Here is a 23,393-nt window from a genome sequence, read left to right on the forward strand (position 1 = left end):
ACGCCATGAAGGATTTTTTCGGCAAGCTTGCCGCGTTTTTCCGCAGGACCTGGGTATGGAGCCTATGCCTGCTGCTGATCCTCATCCTGCTGGTATGGTTCGTCGGCCCGCTGCTGGCCGTTGACGACTACAAGTTCTGGGAGTCGGCGACCAGTCGCCTGCTGACCATCGCCGGCCTTTGCCTGGCCTGGGGTCTGTTTATGGTCTTCGCCAGCTGGCGCAGCACCCGGCAGAAGCAGGCCGAAGCCAGTGACGACGACGCTCAGGAGCGGCTGCGCCGCGACGGCCTGATCAGCGAGGAGCAGGCGATCCTGCGTCAGCGTCATCGCGATGCACTGCGCACGCTGAAGAGTTCCAGCCTGTACCGTGGCCGCAGCGAAAGATGGCGCAACGAGCTGCCCTGGTATCTCCTGCTCGGCCCCCAGGGTAGCGGCAAGACCTCACTATTGGACTTCTCCGGGCTGGACTTTCCGCTCAACCGTGGCGAGAACCAGCGTCTGACCAAGGACGTCTCCGGCACCCGTTATGCCGATTGGTATTTCGCCGACCACGCCGTGCTGATCGACACCGCCGGACGCTACCTGACCCAGCCCGACGCCACGGTCGATGCCAAGGCCTGGGACACACTGCTGCAGCTGCTGCGCCGTCGCCGCGCCCGCCCGCTCAACGGCGTGCTGGTCAACATCCCGGTCGAATCGCTGCTGCATGCAAGCGAACACGAGCTCGAAACCCTGGCGCGCCAGAGTCGCCAGCGCCTGCATGACATTCATCAACGGTTGGGTGCCGATGTTCCTGTCTATCTGGTGCTGAGCAAGGCGGACGGCATCCTGGGCTTCGATGAGTTCTTCGATCAGTTATCACGCGAGGAAAGCGACCAGGTGCTTGGCGCCAGTTTCCGCAAGGAACAGGACGGTACCGATGTAGGCGTGATCCGCAGTGAATTCGAAGAGCTGCTGCGTCGGCTCAACAGCCAGGTCATCCTGCGCATGCACCAGGAGCGCGACACCCAACGGCGTGGCCGAATCCTCGATTTTCCGCACCAGCTCGGCCAGATCGGCGAGCGCCTGTGTCTGTTCATCGAGCTCGCCTTTTCCGGCAATCGCTACCAGCGCGCCAGCCAGCTACGCGGCTTCTATCTGACCAGCGCGCCGCAGCTGGAAGGGTCGCTCGATCCCCTGACGAGCGGTATCGGACGCAACCTCGGCCTGTCGAGCAGTGCACTGCCGACCTTCCGCAGCGGCCGGGCGCGCTTCATCAACCACCTGCTCAGTCGGGTCATCTTTCCCGAAGCCGACCTGGCCGGATTGGACCAGAAGGAAGTGCGACGCATCGACTGGGGCCAGCGTGCCCTGTATGCCGCGAGTTTCGCCTGCCTGGCGCTGTTCGGGGCGATCTGGGCGCACAATTTCTCCGGCAATCACGAGCGTCTTGAGCAGCTGCGCAGCCTGGCCGAGCAGCTGGACCGGGAGCATGACGGTATCGCCGAACAGGACGATGCGTTGCGTATTCTCAAGGCACTGGATACCAGCTACGCCGCAACCCTGGTGTTCCCGGACAAGAACGAGGTGTCCTATCTGCAACGCGGCGGTCTCTACCAGGGCGAACATGTCGACCCGACGCTGCACCAGGCTTACCGGCGCGAACTCGAACGCCTGCTCCTGCCACGTGTCGCCCGCCAGCTCGAGGCTCAGATTCGGGCCAATCTTGGCGATCGCGAGCGGCTGTTGGGCAGCCTGCGCGCCTACCTTATGCTCAATTTGGCTGAACGACGTGACAACGGATTCCTCGAGGACTGGCTGGCCGCCGACTGGTCGCTGCGCTACGCCGGCAATGCCGTCGCGCAGAATGGCCTTAACACGCACTTCAAGCGCCTGCTCGACGAAGGCTACACCCCGCACACGCTCAACGACCCGCTGGTTGCCGAGGCGCGCCAGGTGCTGCGCAGCGAATCGCTGGCCAATGTCGTCTACCGCATGTTGCGCGATCAAGCGCGCAGCCTGCCGGCCTATCGCTTCAGCCAGCGCCTCGGGCCGCAGGGCGCGTTGTTCAGCGGCAGCGACTATGCGATTCCCGGTTTCTACACCCGCAACGGCTATGACAGCTTCTATGTTGCCCAGGGCAGCGACCTGGTACGGGACATTCTGCGCGACAACTGGGTATTGGGCGAAGGCGACAGCCTCAGCCTGAAGGACCTTGGCCGGTTGATGGTCGATATGGAGCAGCTGTATTTCCGCGACTACGCCAATTACTGGGCCGAAGCCGTGGCGCAGCTGAACCTGGAACCCATCGCCGGCACCGCGCAGGGCGCGACGCTGCTCGGTGGGCTGACCGCCGCCAACTCCCCGCTGCTGCAGCTGCTGGTCGAGGTTCGCGACAACACGCGCTTTGCCGGGGCCGCAGAAGCTGCGGGTGACGCGGCGGAAGCGGCCGAGGCGCTCAACGGCGCCAATGGCAAGCTCGGCAAAGCGGCCCGGCTTGCCTCGGCTGCCGCCGAGCAGACGCAGGCGGCGCTGGCGAAAAACCTGCCGGATACCGCGCGCAAGACCCTGGAGCGGCGCTTCGAACCCTTGCATCGGCTGCTGGACGAGAACGCGGGCCCCAGCGCCGAGCTGATTCCAACCCTGCAGGCGCTCGACGCCCTGCAACTGCAGCTGGCCGGGCTGGCTCACGCCAGTGCGCCCGATCAGGCGGCTTTCGAGCTGGCCAAGGCCCGCATGGGTGGCCAGCGCGACGCGATCAACCAGCTGCGCGCCAGCGCGGCGCGCCTGCCCCAGCCGATCGGCAATTGGCTTGGCCTGCTCGCCGAGGACAGCTGGTCGCTGGTGCTCAACGATGCCTATCACTACCTGAACCAGCGCTACCAGGGCGAGCTGTATGCCTTCTACAAGGGCTCGCTGCGCCAGCGTTACCCCTTCAGCGCCAACAGCCAGAGCGATGTGGCCATTGCCGATTTCCGGGAATTCTTCAAGGCACAGGGGGTTGCCGACGGGTTTTTCGAGCGCTACCTGAAGCCGTTTGTCAGCGGCACCGCGGGTGGCTATCAAATACGCCGTGTCGATGGTCGCGGGCTGCCACTGTCGCGTGAATTCCTGGCGCAGATGCGTCACGCGCAGACGATCCGCCGCAGTTTCTTCGCGGAAAACCCCAACGAGCCGCAGATTCGCTTCAAGCTTGAGCCCTACTCGCTGGATTCGAGCCTGGGCCGTGCCGACTTCCGCTTCGGCGACCAGCATCTCGAATACCGTCACGGTCCCATCCTGCAGACCGCCTTCACCTGGCCGGCCGATGCCGAGCAAGGCCGCACCAACCTGGTCGTGGAAGAGCTGGGCGGGCGACGCGTGGGCATCGAGAAAAATACCGGACCCTGGTCGCTATTCCGCCTGTTGGACCTGATGCAGGTCGACTATCACAGTGGCCGTGACGTCCTGATGCTCAAGGCCAACCTTGATGGTCGCCACGCCAACTTCCTGCTGCACAGCCAGCGCTCGCCGAACCCGTTCGACATCGCGCTGCTGCGTGACTTCAAGTTGCCGGCGACCCTGTGATGACCATGACACGCCCGGCCTGTACCTGGCGCAGCGCGGCGCGGACCGATACCGGCAAGGTCCGCGCCCGTAACGAGGATGCCTTCCTCAATGTGCCCGAGAAGGGTCTCTGGGTCGTTGCCGACGGCATGGGCGGGCATCACAACGGCGCGCTGGCCAGCCGCCTGATCGTCGAGCACCTGGCCGAGCTGCCTGAAGGCAGCCTGCCGGAGCGATTGATCGCCCTGCGTCACTGCCTGCACGCGCTCAACCGGCGCCTTGGACATGACCTCACGGTAACGGCCGACCAACCCGATCCGGTGATCGGCAGCACCGTGGTTGCGCTGTTGATCGACGACGCGCGCGCGGCCTGCGTCTGGGCGGGTGACAGCCGTTGCTATCTCTGGCGCGGTGGGCGGCTGTATCAGCTCTCGCGCGATCATTCGCTGATGCAGCAGCTGATCGACGAGCAGGCACTGAGCCCACAGCAGGCCGCACGTCATCCCGCCGCCCATGCCCTTACCCGCGCCATCGGCGCCGGCGAGCAGCTGGTGCTGGACATCCTTGAGTTCGACGTCCATCCGGGCGATACCCTGCTGCTGTGCAGCGACGGGCTGTACCAGAGCCTGACGCCGGACAGCCTTGGTGCGGCGCTTGATGCGCCGTCGCCGAGCCTGGCCCTGCAGCGGCTCTTCGATGCCGTGCTGGACGGCCCGGCTCGGGACAACCTCAGCGCCGTGGTGATCCGCCGATGACCGATCCGTTACGCGCCGAGTTGGATTCGGACCTGACCTACTTCGCGTTCGCTGCCAACGCGACAACGTCCAGCGCACCGGCGGCGCCGACCCCGTCGATCGCGCCTGGCGAGCTGCCAGACATCCTTGCCGGTCGCTACCTGATCGAGCGGCTGCTCGGCGTCGGCGGCATGGGCGCGGTCTACCGGGCACGCGACCTGCTGCGCGAACAGTTCGGCGATCCGGAACCCTTTGTGGCCCTGAAGACCCTGAGTGACGAGTTCGCCGAATACCCCGATGCGCACGCACTGCTCTACAGCGAATTCGCCCTGACGGCCCGGCTCAGCCACCGCCATGTGGTGCGCCTGTTCGGCTTCGACGTGGACACCGCCAGCCAACGGGCTTTCATCACCCTCGAGCTACTCAAGGGGCCGACACTCGACCAGCTTCTTGCTGAACACCCGCACGGCCTCGCGGGGCAAGCGTTGCGGGACATCGCCGTGCCCCTGCTCCAGGCGATGGAGTATTCGCACAGCCGTGGCGTGATCCACGGCGACATCAAGCCAAGCAACGTGATCCTCGCCGATGACGGCCTGCGCCTGTTCGACTACGGTCTCGGGCAGCCCATCGACGGCCTGCTGGCAAACCTGCCACGTCTGTCGCGCACGCGTTTCAAGGCCTGGACCACCCGCTACGCTGCGCCGGAACTGCTCGAGGGGGCCGAGCCGTCGGCCGCCAGCGATATCTACGCACTCGGCTGCCTGCTGTTCGAACTGGCGTCCGGGCAGCATCCGTTCCGCCGCCTCAGTGCCAAGCAGGCTCGCGCGATGGCGTTGGACAAGGCGCTGCGATGCCCACCGACCTTCCCCGCACACGGCTGGCCAGCCCTGCGCGCCGCACTGGCGTTCGACAACAGCGAGCGGGCCGCCAGCCTGCACCCATTACTGGACGCATTTCTGCGCCCCGCACCGAGCCGCCTGCAGCGCTGGCTTGGGCGGGCCCGATGACACGACACAAGGAAGCGCCATGTTCAACGCGGCCAATCAAACTCATTTCAGCCTGACCGTCACGGACCTTGAGCACGACCTACAGGTGCTCGCCTTTACCGGCCATGAGGCTATCAGCCAGCCTTATCGCTTCGATCTGGAGCTGGTCAGCGAGCGTGCCGACCTCGACCTCAAAGACTTACTCCACCGCCCCGCCTTCCTCGCGCTTTCGCCCGCCGGCGATGGCATTCATGGCCTGGTTCATCGCGTCGCGCAGGGTGAATCCGGCAAACGCCTGACCCGCTACAGGCTGAAACTGGTGCCGCAGCTCGCCTACCTCGGCCATCGCACAGACCAACGCATCTTCCAGCACCTGACCGTGCCGCAGATCATCGCGCAAGTGCTCGAGGGCCACGGCATTCAGGCAGACGCCTATCGTTTCCAGCTCGGTCCCTTCGTTTATCCGCAGCGCCATTACTGCACCCAATATGACGAAACCGATCTGCACTTCATCCAACGCCTGTGCGAGGAAGAAGGCATCCACTACCACTTCGAGCACAGCGCCCAGGGTCATGTGCTGGTATTCGGTGATGACCAGACCAGCTTTCCCTGCCTTGGCCAGCCCACCGCGTATCTGCAGGACAGCGGTCTGGTCGCTGACGAGCCGGTCATCAAACGCTTCGCCGTTCGCCTGGAAACCCGACCCAATCGGGTAAGCCGGCGCGATTACGACTTCGAACAACCACGCCTGGTGATGGAAGCCAGCCATAACGAGCAGCGCCCAAGTACAGAGCCGCTCGCGCTGGAGGATTACGATTATCCGGGCCGCTTCACCGACCGCTCGCTCGGTAAACACCTCTCCCAGCGTACCCTCGAACGCCACCGCGCCGACTTCCGCCAGGCCGAAGGCCACAGCGACCAGCCCAGGCTCGTCAGCGGTCATTTGCTGGAAATCTCGGACCACCCGCGCCGCGAATGGAATGACCTGTGGCTGCTGACCGAAGTACTGCATGAAGGCAAGCAGCCGCAGGTGTTGGAGGAATCGATCACCTCATCCCCTGCCCACCGCGGACAGCCCCCTCTCCCTCAGGGAGAGGGTTGGGGTGAGGGTGCCCCAGGCGACTCGAACTTTACCCAAGGCTACCGCAACCGCTTTACCGCCACCCCCTGGGACATCCCTTACCGCCCCGCCCTGCGTCATCCCAAACCAAAGGTGCTGGGCAGCCAGACCGCCGTCGTCACCGGGCCGCCTGGTGAGGAAATCCACTGCGATGAATACGGTCGGGTCAAGGTTCAGTTTTTCTGGGATCGCCACGGCCAGGCCGACGACAAGACCAGCTGCTGGCTGCGCGTCAGCTCGAGCTGGGCCGGCGACCGCTATGGCGGCATCGCCATCCCGCGTGTCGGCATGGAAGTGCTGGTCACCTTCCTTGAAGGCGATCCCGACCATCCCTTGGTGACCGGCTGCCTGTACCACAAGGAGCACCAGGTACCCTATGACCTGCCGGCAAACAAGACCCGCACGGTGTTCAAAACCCTGAGTTCACCGGGTGGTGGCGGCTACAACGAACTGCGCATCGAAGACCGCAAGGGCGCCGAGCAGATCTACCTCCACGCCCAGCGCGACTGGGACGAGAACATCGAGCACGACCAGAAGATCCGCGTCGGCCATGAACGCCACGATACGGTGGAAGCCAACAGCTACAGCGAATTCCGCGCCGAAGAACACCTGACCGTTGCCGGCGACCGCAAGGTGGAAGTCAAACCCGACGACCATTTCACCGTCGGCCAGACCCAGCACATCAAGCTTGGCACCGCCCAGCTGACCAAGGCCGGTCGCGAGATCCACCTCAAGGCCGGGCAGAAGATGGTCATCGAAGCCGGCGTCGAACTGACCCTCAAGGCCGGCGGCAGCTTCATCAAGCTCGACCCGGGCGGCATCACCGTCTCCGGCCCGCTGGTGCGAATCAACGCTGGCGGCGCGCCGGGTAAGGGCTCGGGGATCAAGATCAAACCGCCCGTGCTTCCGGGCGCGGCGGATAGCGACAAGGCGGGGAGCTTGTTGGAGCAGGCGTTGGCGAATGAGTCCTCAGAACCCAAGCAGCCCAAAAGAATGTTCAACTTCTCGGGCTGATGGCTTAGGAAGTAATCAATCAAGGATCGGTAGACATGAGCGACACGACCAAAGTCAACAATTGGAGCTTTCCCTTCAAGCCCAAGGAGGAAAATCTCGATCCCATTCAACATCTGACCGCGATGGCCAAGGCGGGCGGTGGCTACTACCCCATCGGCAAGAATGGCCAGTGGCATGGCGGCATTCATTTCGATGACAAGACAGCGGTGGTATTCGATCAATCCCAAGTGTGCTGCATTGCCGATGGCGAGGTGATCGCCTATCGAATCGACAAAAGCTATCCCAAAAGCCTCTACCTCAACTCAGCGAAAACCACCTTCTCGGCCCCATTCTCGCGCTGTTTTGTCTTGGTCAAACATCGCCTGGAGGCGCCAGCGTTGCCGCCGAAGGAAGGCGTGACGCCTGTACCGTCCCCCTCCTTGACCTTTTTCAGCCTCTACATGCACCTGCTGGACTGGGACAGCTACAGCAAGACAGGAGCACCTACAGCCCCTGCCTTCATGGGGGACACGCTGTACAGCGTGAAGCCCGATAAGGCTGTCGATAGCGTGCGCGGCTTGCGAGTGCGTGCAGCCCCCAAGAATGGCGCAGTCACTGCCTTGCTACCCAAAGGCACCAAGGTGAAGGTCGCTCCAGGCACCGACTCTTCCAACTGGCGCGAGTTACTGAGCATCGTGGAAGGCTGCGCCATACCCGCGCTCACAGGCGAAGAGTCGTGGGTCTTCATCAAGGAAATGCAAGCCGTAGCGGGTGAACCAGATACCTTTCTGGTCGCAGACGATGCCGATGATGAGGAGCCGAGCCTTGCCCCACAAAAAGGCCTGAATGTAAGAAAAACTGGTAACGGCAAAAGTAGCGATCCGAAAACCGGCTTGCTCCCTGTTGGAGCAAAGTTCTCGCTCAAGGCTGGAACAACGGCCTATCGGGAATTACAGCAGATCATCGAAGGGCATGAAGCATTGCCGCTGTCGGCCAATAGTGCTCACAACATAAAGGGCTTCGTGCATTTCGGCTCGCTCGAAGCCACTCGCTCGGAACCCGTGTTGGATCAAGTGCATGTATTGCCTAAGCCCTATCCGATCAAGGCTGGCGAGCTGATTGGGCACCTTGGCCAGTACCAGAACCACGATGAAGGGGGTGCCAAACCACTCCTGCATCTGGAGGTTTTCAGTTGTGAAGACGTACCCGCTTTCATCGCCCAAAGCCGGGCCTGGGCTAACGGTTTGCCCGATCAACAGAAAACCCTCCTGAAGGTCTACAAGGGTGCCAGCAAACTCATCCCACACCGTGAAGATATCAACGCTAGCAATCCGCCGAAGACCAGCGATGCTGGCACAACCGTCGGCGTAGACCTGATCATTCCGCAAAGCGTGCTGGATGCACTCCCAGCCGACCACAAATTGCAAGCCAGCACGATCATGCCTGGCAGCAGCACACCTGTGGTGAACCGCTGGTGGCGGCTGGACAACTTACTTGCCGATAGCAGCGGTAACCCCATCAGTGGCTGGCTGGCAGAACGGGAGCCCATCACCACTCGCCATAGCCCCTGGGAATGGGTGGGCTACGACTTCATCAAGGAAACCGGCCGCCCCATCGGCAAAGCTGCTTATTTCTATGATGCCTTGCGTCGACTCACCGACGAGGAGCGCGCCAATTACCGTGCCCTGGTCAGCCAGGAAGACCAGGGACCAGTAAAGGCAAGGCTGTATAACATCATCGACACCAACCGTGACAACAAGCTCACTGCTAACGAGATCCGTAGCGCCTTGGCAAAACCCTGGCATGCACAATCCATCGCACAACTCATTACGCATCATGAAAGCGAGTGGTTCTGGAAGGCCGATAAATGGGAAGAGCTGGATCCGTTGATGGGGCATATCCCGTATGTTGACCCGAACCAAGATTGGGAAAGCGAAAAGGCGCGTATTGAGCAGTTGAGTTGGTGGGAGAGTTTGAAGGGTAAGGGTGGAATCAGTGCGGACGGGAGCGCTTGGCATTTTCAGCCTATGTGGCTATCGGCTGCATTTACTCACCCTACAAAGATTTCTCTTCAAGAGCTAAGAGTCCGTGCATTTATGAGAATGATTAGGGTCGGAGAGGGAACTGTTGGCCCTCGCGGCTATGAAAGATTATTCGGTGGTTCATCTTTCATTAAGGATCATGGGAAAGATTTTTCTGACCACCCACAAATTAAAATAAAAGCTGGAGGATATGTTTCTTCGGCAGCAGGGGCATATCAAGTAATGGGGTATACATGGAGTGACGCCAACTATATAAAGATAAGGAGCAGACTGAGGATACAAGATTTTTCCCCAGAATCCCAAGATAGGTTCGGGGTCGTATTGCTTAGATATGCCACTAAGGGAAATGCTCTGAAAATGATCGTGGACGATAAAATAAAAGAAGCCATAGAGAGCTGTAGTTGGATATGGGCTAGCTTACCTCCAAGCAGATATGGGCAGCCTATAGAAACCATGGAGGAGGCTCTTGGGAATTATGAAAAATTCCTCAAGGAAGAAAAGCTAAGTGAAACAGACTTACATATAAAATCAGGGTTTCTAGGGGAGTTTGGATATTGACCATTATGTCTATATTTACGCCCAGTTGCTTGTTGGCTGTGGGTGTTCTCTGCCTATCATCCTTAGGCCATGGCAGCGAGAAAGAACCATTAAAAGAAAGTGACCTGTCAGGGAAATGGGCACTAAAGTGTGACGAAAGTGGCTGGATCTCAATTGCTAGCAAGGAAGACATAACAATGGAGGTTAATGCGAACCAAATTTACATACATGCCGCTGGAAAAATCAGCAAAAAAAAATTGGTTATAAAGTTAATCGAGCCTACTGATTTAGGATTTGGTGGGATGTCGCTAGACTGGGATAGCTTTTCTAGGGCAATACCAATTGCTGAGATGCAAATGATTTCAGATAAGTCCGCAAAAATTAAGTGGTTTGGTTTTTACAACAAAATATCGAATTCACGAGAATGGATAAATGAGCCGGATTTTGTTGATCAAGAAAATAACGTGCTGAAAAAATGCAGCGTGGATCACGTCTAAGCAGCTCCATTTACGATATTACGTTGGCCTTGACTTTAGCTTTCTCGTCCACCCTAGCGGCAAAGACTATCGAAGAGCCTAAGCTCCTCTTCAGCTGCACAGCGGAATCTAACAAGCTCATCGAACTACATAAGCAAGACAACACGATTACTTATACTTTCGGACGACCTAACCATCCGCCAGAGCTAAAATTAAAAAAACATTAGACGAGATAGTAATCTTAATAGGCAACGTGTCTGGCAGCGAACTGACCAACTCCATCAGCTTACATAATGGCGAATATACGTACACAGTGATATCCGCCATCAACAGGGTTGCTGACGTCCAAGAGCCCAAGCACGGCATACTGGTTAAGAAAAACTCAAACTACTTAACTTATATCCCATGCCTTTCAGCCTCGGTGGATGGAAGTTTGCTTGACCTTGAATAACTTTCCGAGACCGCACTCAAACTAAGGCGTCTCCGCAAAACCAACGACACCATATTGCCATCACCCCACAACCCTGCCATAAACGCGCTTTCGCCATGACGCTACAAGGGAGCGCTTACGCAGGAGCTGATCACTACTCGCCACAGCCCGTGGGAGTGGGAAGGCTTCCAGTGTATCGAGGAAACCGGAACGCCCGTCGAAAAGCTCGCCTACGCCTTCAATGCCAGAGGCATGCTGAGCCCAGACGAACAGCACAACTACCGGGCGCAGGTCAGCAAGGCCGATGGCAGCCCAATCGTAACGCTCGCTCGACTCTACGATATCGCCGATACCGATAAGGATGGCGTATTGACCAGCGTTGAAATCCAAGCAGCGCTGGCCAGGCCTTGGCACGCTCAAGTGCTTGGCCAACTGGTCGCCAAATATGAAAGCGAGTGGTTCTGGAACAAGGGCAAGTGGGATGAGCTTGATCCGTTGTTAGCGGAAGAGCCCGGAAAGCCGAACCTTGTTTGGGAGGTGGAAAAGCAGCGGATCGAGAAGTTGAGCTGGTGGGGCGAACTGGTTGGGCAGCATGGTTTTAGTGAGGACAGGGAAGCGTGGCATATTCAGACCATCGGATTAACGAACGACTTTAGTCTCATAGACGATGAAAATGACCTTAAGTGGCTAAAAGTTCCGCGTGGGCAGCTAACATTTGATGCTGAAGGGAACGATATTGAAGACTCTCTTTTTTTCAGTAGGGTGCCCCACTGGCCTCCGGTTGGCGCTTCCGGGGTAACCATAGGTCGGGGTTATGACGTCGGTCATCAGCCAAATGTGAAAGATGATTTAGAGTGCGTTGGTATTTCAGAGCCGCTGCTATCTTGGCTGTCTGGTGGCAAGGGGCTTACTGAAAGCAAGGCGAGTGATTATTTAAACTCCGCAACCGCAAGAATTAGATCTACACATATCACAAGAAAGCAACAGCATGACTTGTTTGTCTTTGTATATGAGTTTATGGAGAAGGATGTCAAAAGGATATGTGAAAAGAGAGATGTTATTGAAGCGTACGGAGCTACAGATTGGGATGCGCTTCATCCAAAAATAAAGGACATGTTGGTGGACTTGCGTTACCGAGGAGATTACACGCCGGATATTCGCGCCCTGCTCCAAGAATATGTGGCGAGTAACGATCTTGCACGATTTAGCAGTGTGATAAAAAACCGATCAAATTGGCCACAAAACCTACCCAGTGATCGTTTCTTGAGAAGATCAAGGTACATAGATGAATAGTATGCGCTGGAATATGTTGCTTGCTGCGTTGGCATTAGGCGTTGCGCCGGTTTATTCCGTTGCCGATACGGATGTATATCGGTATGCAGTAGAAGTTAATGCTAAGAGAGCTGAAGGTCTCTTATTCAAATATACGCGATTCAATTCGGAGTCGCCATATCCATGCCTTAGACTTGAATTGATAAACCCTAAAGATGACCGGGCTGTTGTCGAACGAAAGGATATTTGTGAAATGAACGGCCTGTCTCTGGCAAATGATTTTTCATATGCAGGCTTTTCAAAAATAGACTTTTATGGCAGCGCCGTCAGTTTTGATTTTAACTATCTTCTGAATGAAGAACCAGGAGAGTATGTACAAAGGTGTACTGTCGAGGCCAAGGGCAGGGCGTTGTCAGAAATAAAATGCACGAACCCTCAAAGTGCTGATTAACTCAAGTTAAATTAAGCAGCTGCAGGCTCCATAGGAAGTTTTGAAATAATAAGTACGGTGAAACTTAAGGAAACCCATTAGTCTTCAATGTTAAGGCTCTTGTCTTCGGCAAGGCGGACCCAGGGCATTTACTCATATTATAAAAATTGTGGTTAGCCGCCGCATTGCCTGAATGCTTTAGCTTAGAGAAATTGCCAACATTTCCCTAACTCGGGGTCACCTGTAGGGTTATCGTGGGTACTGCCTGCTCCCTGACAGCAGCAATGGAGCGTCTTCAAACTTTGTGGGTATCCGACAGCCGACCGCAGGCGGCAGCCCGTTATCGACCCGATGCGGTCTGGTCTTGTTGTAGCGCTGGATCAGGTAGTGAGTGATGCCCCTATGCCTCCGAGCTGTAGGTAACCTGCTGTAGTTAGATATTCTGGCCAGGAGTACTTCATAACTCGACGTCCGGGGGTCAGCAGACCACTACACCTCTGCAGTCTTCTTGTATGCGAAGCGAGACTGCTAGCTGCTTTTCTGTACGCCTCGCTCATGCCAACAGAAAGCATGGAGGTAATCCAAGCAGCAGAGAAAAGGCGCCCTAGGGCGCCTTTTCATTTCCAGCTAAACCAGCATCAAGCCTTGGCTTTCTTTGCCGCGCGGTTGCGCTCGCCTTCGTCGAGGATCTTCTTGCGAAGACGGATCGACTTCGGGGTCACTTCACACAGCTCGTCGTCCTGGATGAATTCCAGAGCCTGTTCCAAGGTGAAGCGTACCGGCGGGACCAGGGCGATGGTCTCGTCCTTGCCCGACGCACGCATGTTGTCGAGTTTCTTGCCCTTGGTGGGGTTGACGCCCAGGTCGTTGTCGCGGCTGTTCAGGCCGACGATCTGACCGTTGTAGATCTCCTGGCCGTGCTCGACGAACAGCTTGCCGCGCGCCTGCAGGGTTTCCAGGGAGTAGGTCAGCGCCTTGCCTGTTTCGACCGAAACCAGTACGCCGTTCTGACGGCCGGACATGTGGCCCGACTTCATCACGTCGTAGCGATCGAAGATCGAAGTCAGGATGCCGGCGCCGTTGGTCAGGGTCAGGAACTGGTTACGGAAGCCGATCAGACCACGGGCCGGGATGTTGTATTCCAGGCGCACGCGGCCCTTGCCATCCGGAACCATGTTGCTCAGGTCGCCCTTGCGCAGGCCCATCTCTTCCATGACCTTGCCCTGCGCTTCTTCAGGGATGTCGATGGTGACGTTCTCGAACGGCTCGTGCTTGACGCCGTCTACTTCGCGGATGATCACCTCCGGACGACCTACAGCCATCTCGAAGCCTTCGCGGCGCATGTTCTCGATCAGTACCGATAGGTGCAGCTCACCACGGCCAGAGACCTTGAACTTGTCCGCGGAGTCGCCTTCTTCGACGCGCAGGGCCACGTTGTACAGCAGTTCCTTGTCCAGGCGCTCCTTGATGTTACGGCTGGTGACGAACTTGCCTTCCTTGCCGCAGAACGGCGAATCGTTGACCTGGAAGGTCATGGAAACGGTCGGCTCGTCGACAGTCAGCGGCTTCATCGCTTCGACGTTGTTCATGTCGCATAGGGTATCGGAGATGAACAGCTCGTCGAAACCGCTGATGCAGACGATGTCGCCCGCGGTGGCTTCTTCGACGTCGACGCGGTGCAGACCGTGGTGACCCATCAGCTTGAGGATACGGCCGTTACGCTTCTTGCCATGCATGTCGATAGCGGTGACGGGCGTGTTCGGCTTGACGCGACCGCGGGCGATACGGCCGACACCGATGATGCCGAGGAAGCTGTTGTAGTCCAGCGCGGAAATCTGCATCTGGAACGGACCGTCGATATCGACTTTCGGAGCTGGCACGTGATCGACGATCGCCTGGTACAGCGGGGTCATGTCTTCGGCCATGTCGGTGTGATCCAGACCGGCGATGCCGTTCAGGGCCGAGGCGTAGACAACCTGGAAGTCCAGCTGCTCTTCGGTGGCGCCCAGGTTGTCGAACAGGTCGAAGATCTGGTCCAGCACCCAGTCAGGACGCGCGCCCGGACGGTCGACCTTGTTGATCACCACGATCGGACGCAGGCCGGCCTCGAAGGCCTTCTTGGTCACGAAGCGGGTTTGCGGCATCGGGCCGTCCTGGGCGTCGACCAGCAGCAGCACGGAGTCGACCATCGACATCACCCGCTCGACTTCACCGCCGAAGTCGGCGTGGCCGGGGGTGTCGACGATGTTGATGCGGTACTCGTTCCAGCGAATGGCGGTGTTCTTGGCCAGGATGGTGATGCCGCGCTCTTTTTCCTGGTCGTTGCTGTCCATCACGCGCTCGTCGTTGAGCTCGCCGCGCTCCAGGGTGCCGGACTGACGCAGGAGCTTGTCGACCAGTGTGGTTTTGCCATGGTCAACGTGGGCGATGATGGCGATGTTACGGAGATTATCGATCACTTTGGGGTACCTAAAAGAAGCTGAAAGCCGGCAGCCTGGAGCTGGAAGCCGGAAGAAAAGGCAGCGCACACCGCCGGGTCGGGAGGGTGCTTGCGTCTGATGACGAAGTGGCTGGTAGAACAGAGACGTTTCACTTCGAGCTTCCAGCTTCAAGCTTCAAGCCTACCGGCCGATAAACCCTCACGTTCTGGTGCCCCTCGCTCAGCAAGTGATGAGCATGCAGGCGGCTCATGACACCTTTATCGCAATAAAGCAGGTACTGGCGGTTCTCATCCAGCTCCTTGAAGCGGTTGTTCAGCGCATAGAAGGGCAGCGTTTGCACTTCGATGCCTTGCATTTCAAGAGGTTCGTCCTCGGCAAGGTCAGGATGGCGAATGTCGAGCACCACCTGCCCTGCACTTGCTTCGACGACTTCTTCGACCTGCAAATCCTGACCCAACTCGTCGATGACGCGATCGATGGCGACCTGTCGGGCGTTGGCCATGGCACGCTCGAGGATGGCCATGTCGAACTGCTTCTCTTCGTGCTCGACGCGGTAACGCTTGGCCTTGGTCGTCGGGTTTACCGAGATGACGCCACAGTACTCGGGCATGTTCTTGGCAAACTCGGCGGTGCCGATCTCGAATGCGGTGTCGATGATGTCCTGCTTGTGGCTGGCGATCAGCGGGCGCAGCACCAGCATGTCGGTGGCCGAATCGATCACCGACAGATTCGGCAGGGTCTGGCTGGAGACCTGGGAAATCGCCTCGCCTGTCACCAGTGCATCGATATGCAGGCGCTCGGCGATCTGCGTCGATACGCGCAGCATCATGCGCTTGAGCACGACGCCCATCTGGCTGTTGTCGACCTTTTCGAGGATCTCACCGACGACTTCTTCGAACGGCACGCTGATAAAGAGCACGCGATGGGAGCTGCCGTACTTCTTCCATAAATAGTGGGCAACTTCCATCACGCCCAGCTCGTGGGCGCGGCCACCCAGATTGAAGAAGCAGAAATGGGTCATCAGGCCGCGGCGCATCATCTGGTAAGCCGCTACAGTGGAGTCGAAACCGCCGGACATGAGCACCAGCGTCTGCTCCAGTGCACCCAGCGGATAGCCGCCGATGCCGTCGTGTTGTGCGTGCACGACAAACAGGCGCTGGTCGCGGATTTCCATCCGCACCTCGATTTCCGGGGACTTCAGGGAAATGCCGGCCGCACCGCACTGCACGCGAAGCTCACCGCCGACATAGCGCTCGACGTCCATCGAACTGAACGGATGTTTGCCGGCCCGCTTGCAGCGCACCGCGAAGATCTTGCCCGGCAGGCGATCGGCGTAGTGGGCCTTGCACTTGGCCAGGATGTCGTCCATATCCCCCAATGGGTATTCATGCACCTCAAGGCAATGTGCGATGCCGGGCGTGCAGCGCAGGCGCTCGATCATCTGGTGCAATGTCTTCAAATCACTGACTGCGGTTTCCACCTCGACGTTGTCCCACACCCCCTCCACCCGCAGTCCGGGATCGAGGTCGCGCAGCACGGTACGGATGTTCTTCGCCAGCTGGCGAATGAAACCCTTGCGTACCGGCGGGCTCTTGATGGTGATTTCGGGAAAAACCTTGACGATCAGCTTCATTGAAAACGCGCGTGCGCCGACATGGCGTAAAAGAGGGGGGCGGAGTATATCGGAATTTGATCAACCTTTAGACAGTTTATTCTGCGATGCCTTCTGCGCACCATACTGGGTCATATCAGTTACGCACCGCACCATTAGAGTGCGCCAGGAGGGCGATTTAGTGCCGCATGTCGAAACGTATGGCCCGCCAAGGCGGTCCCAGGCGCTTCAGACCCATCTCGGAGCACTGGCATGCAATTTGCTCCCTTGTGAGGCAGGTCGCCTTGACGGAGTATCCCCGCTCGGCTTCACCCCTAGATTTCGGAAGCTTGTCTCTGTCAACGCTTCCACCACTTGGAGAGCACCATGTCGAAGTCGCTTCAACTGATCAAAGATTACGATGTGAAGTGGATTGATCTGCGCTTCACCGACACCAAGGGCAAGCAGCACCACGTCACCGTTCCGGCACGTGATGCTCAGGACGAAGATTTCTTCGAGCACGGCAAGATGTTCGACGGCTCTTCCATTCATGGCTGGAAAGGCATCGAAGCCTCCGACATGATCCTGATGCCGGTCGACGAAACCGCCGTACTGGATCCCTTTACTGAAGAACCGACCCTGATCCTGGTCTGCGACATCGTCGAGCCGAGCACCATGCAGGGCTACGACCGCGACCCGCGCTCCATCGCCAAGCGCGCCGAGGAGTTCCTCAAGTCCACCGGTATCGGTGACACCGTATTCGTAGGCCCGGAGCCTGAGTTCTTCATCTTCGACCAGGTGAAGTTCAAGTCCGACATCTCCGGCTCCATGTTCAAGATCTACTCCGAGCAAGGCTCCTGGATGACCGATCAGGACGTCGAAGGCGGCAACAAGGGCCATCGCCCAGCCGTTAAAGGCGGCTATTTCCCAGTTCCGCCGTGCGACCACGACCACGAAATCCGTACTGCCATGTGCAACGCCATGGAAGAGATGGGCCTGGTCGTCGAAGTGCATCACCACGAAGTGGCGACTGCCGGCCAGAACGAAATCGGCGTCAAGTTCAACACGCTGGTCAACAAGGCTGACGAAGTCCAGACCCTGAAATACTGCGTGCACAACGTAGCCGACGCCTATGGCAAGACCGCTACCTTCATGCCGAAGCCGCTGTACGGCGATAACGGTTCGGGCATGCACGTGCACATGTCGATCTCCAAAGACGGCAAGAACACCTTCGCCGGTGAAGGCTATGCCGGCCTGTCCGAGACCGCCCTGTACTTCATTGGCGGCATCATCAAGCATGGTAAAGCTCTGAACGGCTTCACCAACCCGTCGACCAACTCCTACAAGCGTCTGGTGCCAGGCTTCGAAGCGCCGGTCATGCTGGCCTACTCGGCGCGCAACCGTTCCGCCTCGATCCGTATCCCTTACGTCTCCAGCCCGAAAGCCCGCCGTATCGAAGCGCGCTTCCCGGACCCGGCTGCCAACCCTTACCTGTGCTTCGCTGCACTGCTGATGGCTGGCCTGGACGGCATCCAGAACAAGATCCACCCTGGCGATGCGGCGGACAAGAACCTGTACGATCTGCCGCCGGAAGAAGGCAAGCTGATCCCGCAGGTTTGCGGCAGCCTGAAGGAAGCCCTGGAAGAGCTGGACAAGGGCCGCGCGTTCCTGACCAAGGGCGGCGTGTTCTCCGACGACTTCATCGACGCCTACCTCGAGCTGAAGAGCGAGGAAGAAATCAAGGTCCGTACCTTCGTTCATCCGCTGGAATACGACCTGTATTACAGCGTCTGATCCGGTCCGCGTGACAGAAAAGGCCTCCTTCGGGAGGCTTTTTCGTTTCTGCGCTGCCACCAGACAGGACCCTCAACGCCTCGCCACGCAACCGGAGTGGCGTCGCTCCCAAATCCCATCGACCGCACTTGCCTAGCCCGCCCAGCGGTGCAAGGCTTTATGAACCCCACATCGCGGAGCCTCCCATGCGCATTGCATTGTTCAGCCTGCTACTCGCATTCATGGCACCTGCCATGGCGCAGATCTACAAATACACGGACGACAAGGGCAACACCGTGTTTACCAATCAGCCGCCCGAAGGCGTGGCGGTCGATACTGTCGACCTTCCGCCCGCCAACACCGTAGACATCAAGACGCCGGAAGCACCACCACCATTGGCCGACGAGCAGAGCGGCGAGGGTCAGCAGCAGCCTTACCGCAGCCTCGCCATTGGCGGCGTCCCGGACGAACAGGCGTTGCGTGCCAACAACGGCACCTTCGTCGTCAACGCGCAGCTCGACCCGCCGCTGAAACAAGGGCATCAGATTAGATTTCTACTCGATGGCGTGCCGCAGGCAGAACCCGGCGACACCACAGCGCTGCATCTGACCAACGTCGACCGTGGCACTCACCTGATCGAAGTCCAGGTGCTCAGCGGCGGACAGGTTGTGCAGCGCGCCGAGGAGCAGTTCACCGTTCAGCGCGTGCATACCTCCAGCCCGGCCCGCCCATGATCCGCCCCACGCTCGCCCTGCCCGGGCTGTTGCTGACGCTTGCCCTACCGGCCAGCGCAGCGATCTACAGCTATATCGATGCCGAGGGTAATCGGGTCTTCACCGACCGCCCTGGTGGTCGCGCCGCCGAGCAGGTCGAGACCAGGCCGGCCAACAGCATGGCCGCCCAGCCGCTACCTCCACCAAAGCAGGCGGTCAGGGTGCTGGAGGCAGCCACACCGGGTTACGCGCTGCTCGATATCGTGCAGCCAGCTCCCGATGCCACCATCCGCAACAATGCAGGTGAACTGACCGTCAGCGTGACCAGCGACCCAGCCCTGCATCCCGGCCACCAATACCGGCTGCTGCTTGATGGCGCTCCCTTTGGCGCGCCAGGCGAGAGCCCTGTATTGATGTTGCAGAACGTCGACCGAGGCAGCCACGAGCTGTTAGTCGAAGTGATCGACAGCCAGGGAATGACCCTGCAAGCCAGCACGCCGCGTGCCTTTCATATGATGCGCACCTCCCTGGCGCAACGCCGGCAGGTCAATCCATGCAGGAAGGATGATTACGGCGTCCGCCCGGAGTGCCCGCTCAGGGACAAGCCAGTGGAAAAGAAAGATATTCCCTTCGTGCCCTTTCTGTGATCATGCTGCGCACCGCAATGGTGCGCAGCCGAAGCCGTCCCGATTCGTGTCACCCCGTTTCCAGCGCGCCCCGCTCTGGAGCGCCAGTGCCCACCGTGCCGCGCCGAAAAGGAGCGCCTTGGTTTGCTTCTTGCATTTCCCGTTCTACACACCGGATGCGGACTGCCATGATCAACGAAGCCCTACAGCGCCTGCTGATCGAGAACCTCACCACCGCCACCTTGCTGCTCAACTCACGGCTGCGCCTGGAACACATGAATCCGGCCGCCGAGATGCTGCTTGCCGTCAGCGGCCAGCGCAGCCACGGTCAGTTCATCAGCGAACTCTTCACCGAATCATCCGAGGCCCTGGCCGCATTGCGCCTGGCTGTCGAGGAAGCCCATCCCTTCACCAAGCGGGAAGCGACCCTGACCTCCGCCAGCGGCCAGTCGCTGACCGTGGACTACGCCGTGACGCCAATACTGACGAAGCAGGAGACGATGCTGCTGCTCGAGGTGCTGCCACGCGACCGCCTGCTGCGCATCACTAAGGAAGAGGCGCAGCTATCCAAGCAGGAAACCACCAAGATGCTGGTGCGCGGCCTCGCCCACGAGATCAAGAATCCGCTCGGCGGCATACGGGGTGCGGCCCAGCTGCTGGCCCGTGAGCTGCCCGAAGAGCACCTGAAGGACTACACAGAGGTCATCATCGAAGAGGCTGACCGCCTGCGTAACCTGGTTGACCGGATGCTGGGCTCGAACAAGTTGCCATCGCTGTCGATGACCAACATTCATGAGGTCCTTGAGCATGTCGCCAGCCTGATCGAAGCCGAGTGCCAGGGAAGCCTCATTTTGGTGCGCGATTACGACCCGAGCATTCCCGAAGTCCTGATGGACCGTGAGCAGATGATCCAGGCGGTGCTCAACATCATGCGCAACGCCATGCAGGCGCTGGCCGGGCAGACTGAGCTTGGGCTCGGCCGCCTCACACTGCGCACCCGCACCCTGCGCCAGTTCACCATCGGGCATATCCGGCATCGCCTGGTGGCGCGCATCGAAATCATCGACAACGGCCCCGGCATTCCTGCCGAGCTGCAGAACACCCTCTTCTACCCGATGGTCAGCGGTCGCCCGGATGGCACCGGGCTGGGCCTGGCCATTACCCAGAACATCATCAGTCAGCATCAGGGGTTGATCGAATGCGAAAGCCATCCCGGGCACACCGCGTTCTCGATTTTCCTGCCACTGGAACAAGGAGCACCAACCGCATGAGCCGCAGTGAAACTGTCTGGATTGTCGACGATGACCGCTCCATCCGCTGGGTACTCGAAAAGGCCCTGCAGCAGGAAAACATGACCACCCAGAGCTTCGACAGCGCCGATGGCGTGCTGGCGAAACTCTCGCGGCAGCAGCCCGACGTGATCATCTCCGACATCCGCATGCCCGGCGTAAGCGGCCTGGACCTGCTGGCGCAGATCCGTGATCTCTATCCGCGCCTGCCAGTCATCATCATGACCGCCCATTCGGACCTCGACAGCGCGGTTGCCTCGTACCAGGGCGGCGCGTTCGAGTACCTGCCCAAGCCTTTCGACGTGGATGAGGCAGTGTCTCTGGTCAAGCGCGCCAACCAGCACGCCAAGGAGCAGCAGGGGCTCAGCAAGGCACCGGCCGATCAGCGCCATACACCGGAGATCATTGGCGAAGCGCCGGCGATGCAGGAAGTGTTTCGCGCCATCGGCCGGCTCTCTCATTCCAACATCACCGTGTTGATCAATGGCGAATCCGGTACCGGCAAGGAACTGGTTGCCCACGCCCTGCACCGTCACAGCCCGCGTTCGGCATCACCCTTCATTGCCCTGAACATGGCGGCGATTCCCAAGGATCTGATGGAATCCGAGCTGTTCGGTCACGAAAAAGGCGCCTTTACCGGTGCGGCCAACCAACGCCGTGGGCGCTTCGAGCAGGCCGACGGCGGCACCCTGTTCCTGGACGAGATCGGAGACATGCCGGCCGACACCCAGACTCGCCTGCTGCGCGTCCTGGCTGATGGCGAGTTCTACCGGGTCGGCGGCCATACGCCGGTCAAGGTCGACGTGCGCATCATTGCCGCGACTCACCAGGACCTGGAAACCCTGGTCCAGGCCGGCAAGTTCCGAGAAGACCTGTTCCATCGTCTGAACGTGATCCGCATCCATATTCCGCGCCTGTCCGATCGCCGCGAGGACATTCCGACGCTGGCTTCACACTTCCTCGCCAATGCCGCCACCGAGCTGTCCGTCGAAACCAAGCTGCTCAAGCCCGAGACCGAGGAGTACCTGCAGAACCTGCCATGGCCAGGCAACGTGCGGCAGCTGGAGAACACCTGCCGCTGGATCACGGTCATGGCGTCCGGGCGCGAGGTGCACGTCAGCGACCTGCCACCGGAACTGCTCAACCAGCCGACCGATTCCATGCCATCGAACAATTGGGAGCAGGCACTGCGCCACTGGGCTGACCTGGCGCTGGCTCGCGGCCAGTCCAACCTGCTGGACGAGGCAGTGCCGGCGTTCGAGCGGATCATGATCGAGACAGCGCTCAAGCACACCGCAGGTCGCCGCCGCGATGCCGCGCTGTTGCTCGGCTGGGGCCGCAACACCCTGACGCGCAAGATCAAGGAACTGGGCATGGGCGGTGACGGCCCCGACGAGGACGAAGGCGAGGAGGCCTGATCTCCGCACGCTCGCTAGCGCGGCTGGACCTGCAAGAGCAGGCGCCAGTCACCGTCAAGTTTGTCGCCCGACCAGCTGGCTGCCAGCGGTCGGGTCGCCACGACATGCACCAGCAGGCCCTTCTCCGTTGTCTGCACCCTCCAGCTGGCACTCGCACCGGCCACGTCGAGGCGCCCGGTTTCGGCCCGGCCCTCGGCCTGGAACAGCATACCCACCGCGCCCTCCACATCCTGGCTGTAGATCTCCGGCTCGCGATCGAACCACAGCTGCAGACCACCTCCCACCGGCTCCACACGCAGCAACTGCACAGGCCCTGGCTTGAAAACGTGCCCCAGCAATGATCCGAACAGCAACCCGAGCAGCACCAGCGAGCCGAAAAAGCGCCGGCGCAGACGAGGTAGCGGGTCGACAGGCGCAGTAGAATGCGCGTCGTTTTCAGAGCGGGTGTCGCGCATGTTCCATGTGATCCTTTTTCAACCGGAGATTCCGCCGAATACCGGCAACATTATCAGGCTATGTGCCAATGCTGGCTGCAGCCTGCATCTGATCGAGCCCCTGGGCTTCGAGCTGGATGACAAACGCCTGCGCCGGGCGGGCCTGGATTATCACGAGTACGCACCGCTCAAGCGCCACGCCAGCCTCGACGCCTGCCTGGCCAGCCTCGGACAGCCGCGGCTGTTCGCCTTTACAACCAAGGGCTCGCAACCCTTCCATCAGGTGCAGTATCGGCGCGGCGACGCATTCCTCTTCGGCCCGGAAAGCCGCGGTCTGCCACCGGAAATCCGCGATGCGCTGCCCAACGAGCAGCGCCTGCGCCTGCCCATGCGCCCCGACAGCCGTAGCCTGAATCTGTCCAACACTGTCGCCGTTGCTGTCTATGAAGCCTGGCGACAGCTTGATTTCGCGCTCCAGTGACGCAGCGTTGAGCCCGCGCCAAGCCCTGTCATCAGCGCAGTTGAACAATCGAACCGACCCCACGTCGTAACTAGTACTTGCCG

Annotated in this window: 17 protein-coding genes; 14 read left to right on the forward strand and 3 right to left on the reverse strand. The window is 59.6% G+C overall.

What is annotated here, in order from left to right:
• Nucleotides 1-5: 5 nt before the first annotated feature.
• The 8 genes from tssM to AC4LFW_RS17035 all read left to right on the forward strand — a co-directional run bounded on the left by tssM (nucleotide 6) and on the right by AC4LFW_RS17035 (nucleotide 12,565).
• Nucleotides 6-3,545: a type VI secretion system membrane subunit TssM gene (gene tssM / locus AC4LFW_RS17000; protein ID WP_491820555.1), complete on the forward strand. Its 3,540-nt coding sequence runs from the start codon at nucleotides 6-8 to the stop codon at nucleotides 3,543-3,545.
• Nucleotides 3,546-3,550: 5 nt separating this feature from the next.
• Nucleotides 3,551-4,279, forward strand: a complete 729-nt coding sequence (locus AC4LFW_RS17005; RefSeq protein ID WP_491822162.1) for a PP2C family protein-serine/threonine phosphatase — start codon at nucleotides 3,551-3,553, stop codon at nucleotides 4,277-4,279.
• Complete coding sequence (locus tag AC4LFW_RS17010) at nucleotides 4,276-5,265, forward strand: serine/threonine-protein kinase (RefSeq protein ID WP_491820557.1); 990 nt, start codon at nucleotides 4,276-4,278, stop codon at nucleotides 5,263-5,265. Before AC4LFW_RS17005 ends, AC4LFW_RS17010 begins: the two co-directional genes overlap by 4 nt.
• Nucleotides 5,266-5,284: 19 nt before the next feature.
• Nucleotides 5,285-7,378 carry a type VI secretion system Vgr family protein gene (locus AC4LFW_RS17015; RefSeq protein WP_491820559.1) on the forward strand — a complete coding sequence of 698 codons (2,094 nt, stop codon included), beginning with the start codon at nucleotides 5,285-5,287 and terminating at the stop codon, nucleotides 7,376-7,378.
• Between the two features lie 35 nt (nucleotides 7,379-7,413).
• Complete coding sequence (locus AC4LFW_RS17020) at nucleotides 7,414-9,957, forward strand: glycoside hydrolase family 24 protein (protein WP_491820560.1); 2,544 nt, start codon at nucleotides 7,414-7,416, stop codon at nucleotides 9,955-9,957.
• A complete protein-coding gene (locus AC4LFW_RS17025) occupies nucleotides 9,954-10,433 on the forward strand; it encodes a hypothetical protein (RefSeq protein ID WP_491820562.1) in 480 nt (159 codons plus the stop codon). Before AC4LFW_RS17020 ends, AC4LFW_RS17025 begins: the two co-directional genes overlap by 4 nt.
• A 661-nt stretch (nucleotides 10,434-11,094) precedes the next feature.
• Nucleotides 11,095-12,135, forward strand: coding sequence for a pesticin C-terminus-like muramidase (locus tag AC4LFW_RS17030; RefSeq protein ID WP_491820564.1), 1,041 nt, complete (start codon nucleotides 11,095-11,097; stop codon nucleotides 12,133-12,135).
• The gene (locus tag AC4LFW_RS17035; protein ID WP_491820565.1) at nucleotides 12,128-12,565 is read left to right on the forward strand and encodes a hypothetical protein; all 438 of its coding nucleotides are present in this window, start codon (nucleotides 12,128-12,130) and stop codon (nucleotides 12,563-12,565) included. The genes AC4LFW_RS17030 and AC4LFW_RS17035 overlap by 8 nt, the downstream gene beginning before the upstream one ends.
• A 617-nt stretch (nucleotides 12,566-13,182) precedes the next feature.
• On the opposite strand, the gene typA is transcribed toward AC4LFW_RS17035, so the two are convergent.
• Both typA and thiI read right to left on the reverse strand, forming a co-directional pair.
• Nucleotides 13,183-15,003 carry a translational GTPase TypA gene (gene typA / locus AC4LFW_RS17040; protein WP_491820566.1) on the reverse strand — a complete coding sequence of 607 codons (1,821 nt, stop codon included), beginning with the start codon at nucleotides 15,001-15,003 and terminating at the stop codon, nucleotides 13,183-13,185.
• Between the two features lie 130 nt (nucleotides 15,004-15,133).
• The gene (thiI, locus tag AC4LFW_RS17045; RefSeq protein WP_491820567.1) at nucleotides 15,134-16,618 is read right to left on the reverse strand and encodes a tRNA uracil 4-sulfurtransferase ThiI; all 1,485 of its coding nucleotides are present in this window, start codon (nucleotides 16,616-16,618) and stop codon (nucleotides 15,134-15,136) included.
• Nucleotides 16,619-16,963: 345 nt separating this feature from the next.
• Here thiI and glnA point away from each other — a divergent pair, with 345 nt between their 5' ends.
• The 5 genes from glnA (at nucleotide 16,964) to ntrC (ending at nucleotide 22,395) form a co-directional block, all read left to right on the forward strand.
• Nucleotides 16,964-18,370 carry a glutamate--ammonia ligase gene (gene glnA, locus AC4LFW_RS17050; RefSeq protein WP_491820568.1) on the forward strand — a complete coding sequence of 469 codons (1,407 nt, stop codon included), beginning with the start codon at nucleotides 16,964-16,966 and terminating at the stop codon, nucleotides 18,368-18,370.
• A gap of 185 nt (nucleotides 18,371-18,555) precedes the next feature.
• Nucleotides 18,556-19,083, forward strand: coding sequence for a DUF4124 domain-containing protein (locus AC4LFW_RS17055; RefSeq protein ID WP_491820569.1), 528 nt, complete (start codon nucleotides 18,556-18,558; stop codon nucleotides 19,081-19,083).
• The gene (locus AC4LFW_RS17060; protein ID WP_491820570.1) at nucleotides 19,080-19,709 is read left to right on the forward strand and encodes a DUF4124 domain-containing protein; all 630 of its coding nucleotides are present in this window, start codon (nucleotides 19,080-19,082) and stop codon (nucleotides 19,707-19,709) included. The genes AC4LFW_RS17055 and AC4LFW_RS17060 overlap by 4 nt, the downstream gene beginning before the upstream one ends.
• 167 nt (nucleotides 19,710-19,876) lie before the next feature.
• Nucleotides 19,877-20,959 carry a nitrogen regulation protein NR(II) gene (gene glnL, locus AC4LFW_RS17065; RefSeq protein WP_491820572.1) on the forward strand — a complete coding sequence of 361 codons (1,083 nt, stop codon included), beginning with the start codon at nucleotides 19,877-19,879 and terminating at the stop codon, nucleotides 20,957-20,959.
• Entirely contained in the window at nucleotides 20,956-22,395 is a 1,440-nt protein-coding gene (gene ntrC / locus AC4LFW_RS17070; protein WP_491820573.1) for a nitrogen regulation protein NR(I), read from the forward strand. Before glnL ends, ntrC begins: the two co-directional genes overlap by 4 nt.
• Nucleotides 22,396-22,409: 14 nt before the next feature.
• Here ntrC and AC4LFW_RS17075 read toward each other — a convergent pair whose 3' ends face one another.
• On the reverse strand, nucleotides 22,410-22,850 hold the full coding sequence (locus tag AC4LFW_RS17075) for a hypothetical protein (RefSeq protein ID WP_491820574.1): 441 nt from the start codon (nucleotides 22,848-22,850) through the stop codon (nucleotides 22,410-22,412).
• Between AC4LFW_RS17075 and trmL the strand changes: the two genes are divergently transcribed.
• Entirely contained in the window at nucleotides 22,849-23,310 is a 462-nt protein-coding gene (gene trmL / locus AC4LFW_RS17080; RefSeq protein WP_491820576.1) for a tRNA (uridine(34)/cytosine(34)/5-carboxymethylaminomethyluridine(34)-2'-O)-methyltransferase TrmL, read from the forward strand. The genes AC4LFW_RS17075 and trmL overlap by 2 nt on opposite strands.
• Nucleotides 23,311-23,393: the final 83 nt, after the last annotated feature.

Source organism: Stutzerimonas sp. C6.4V, from assembly GCF_058536345.1.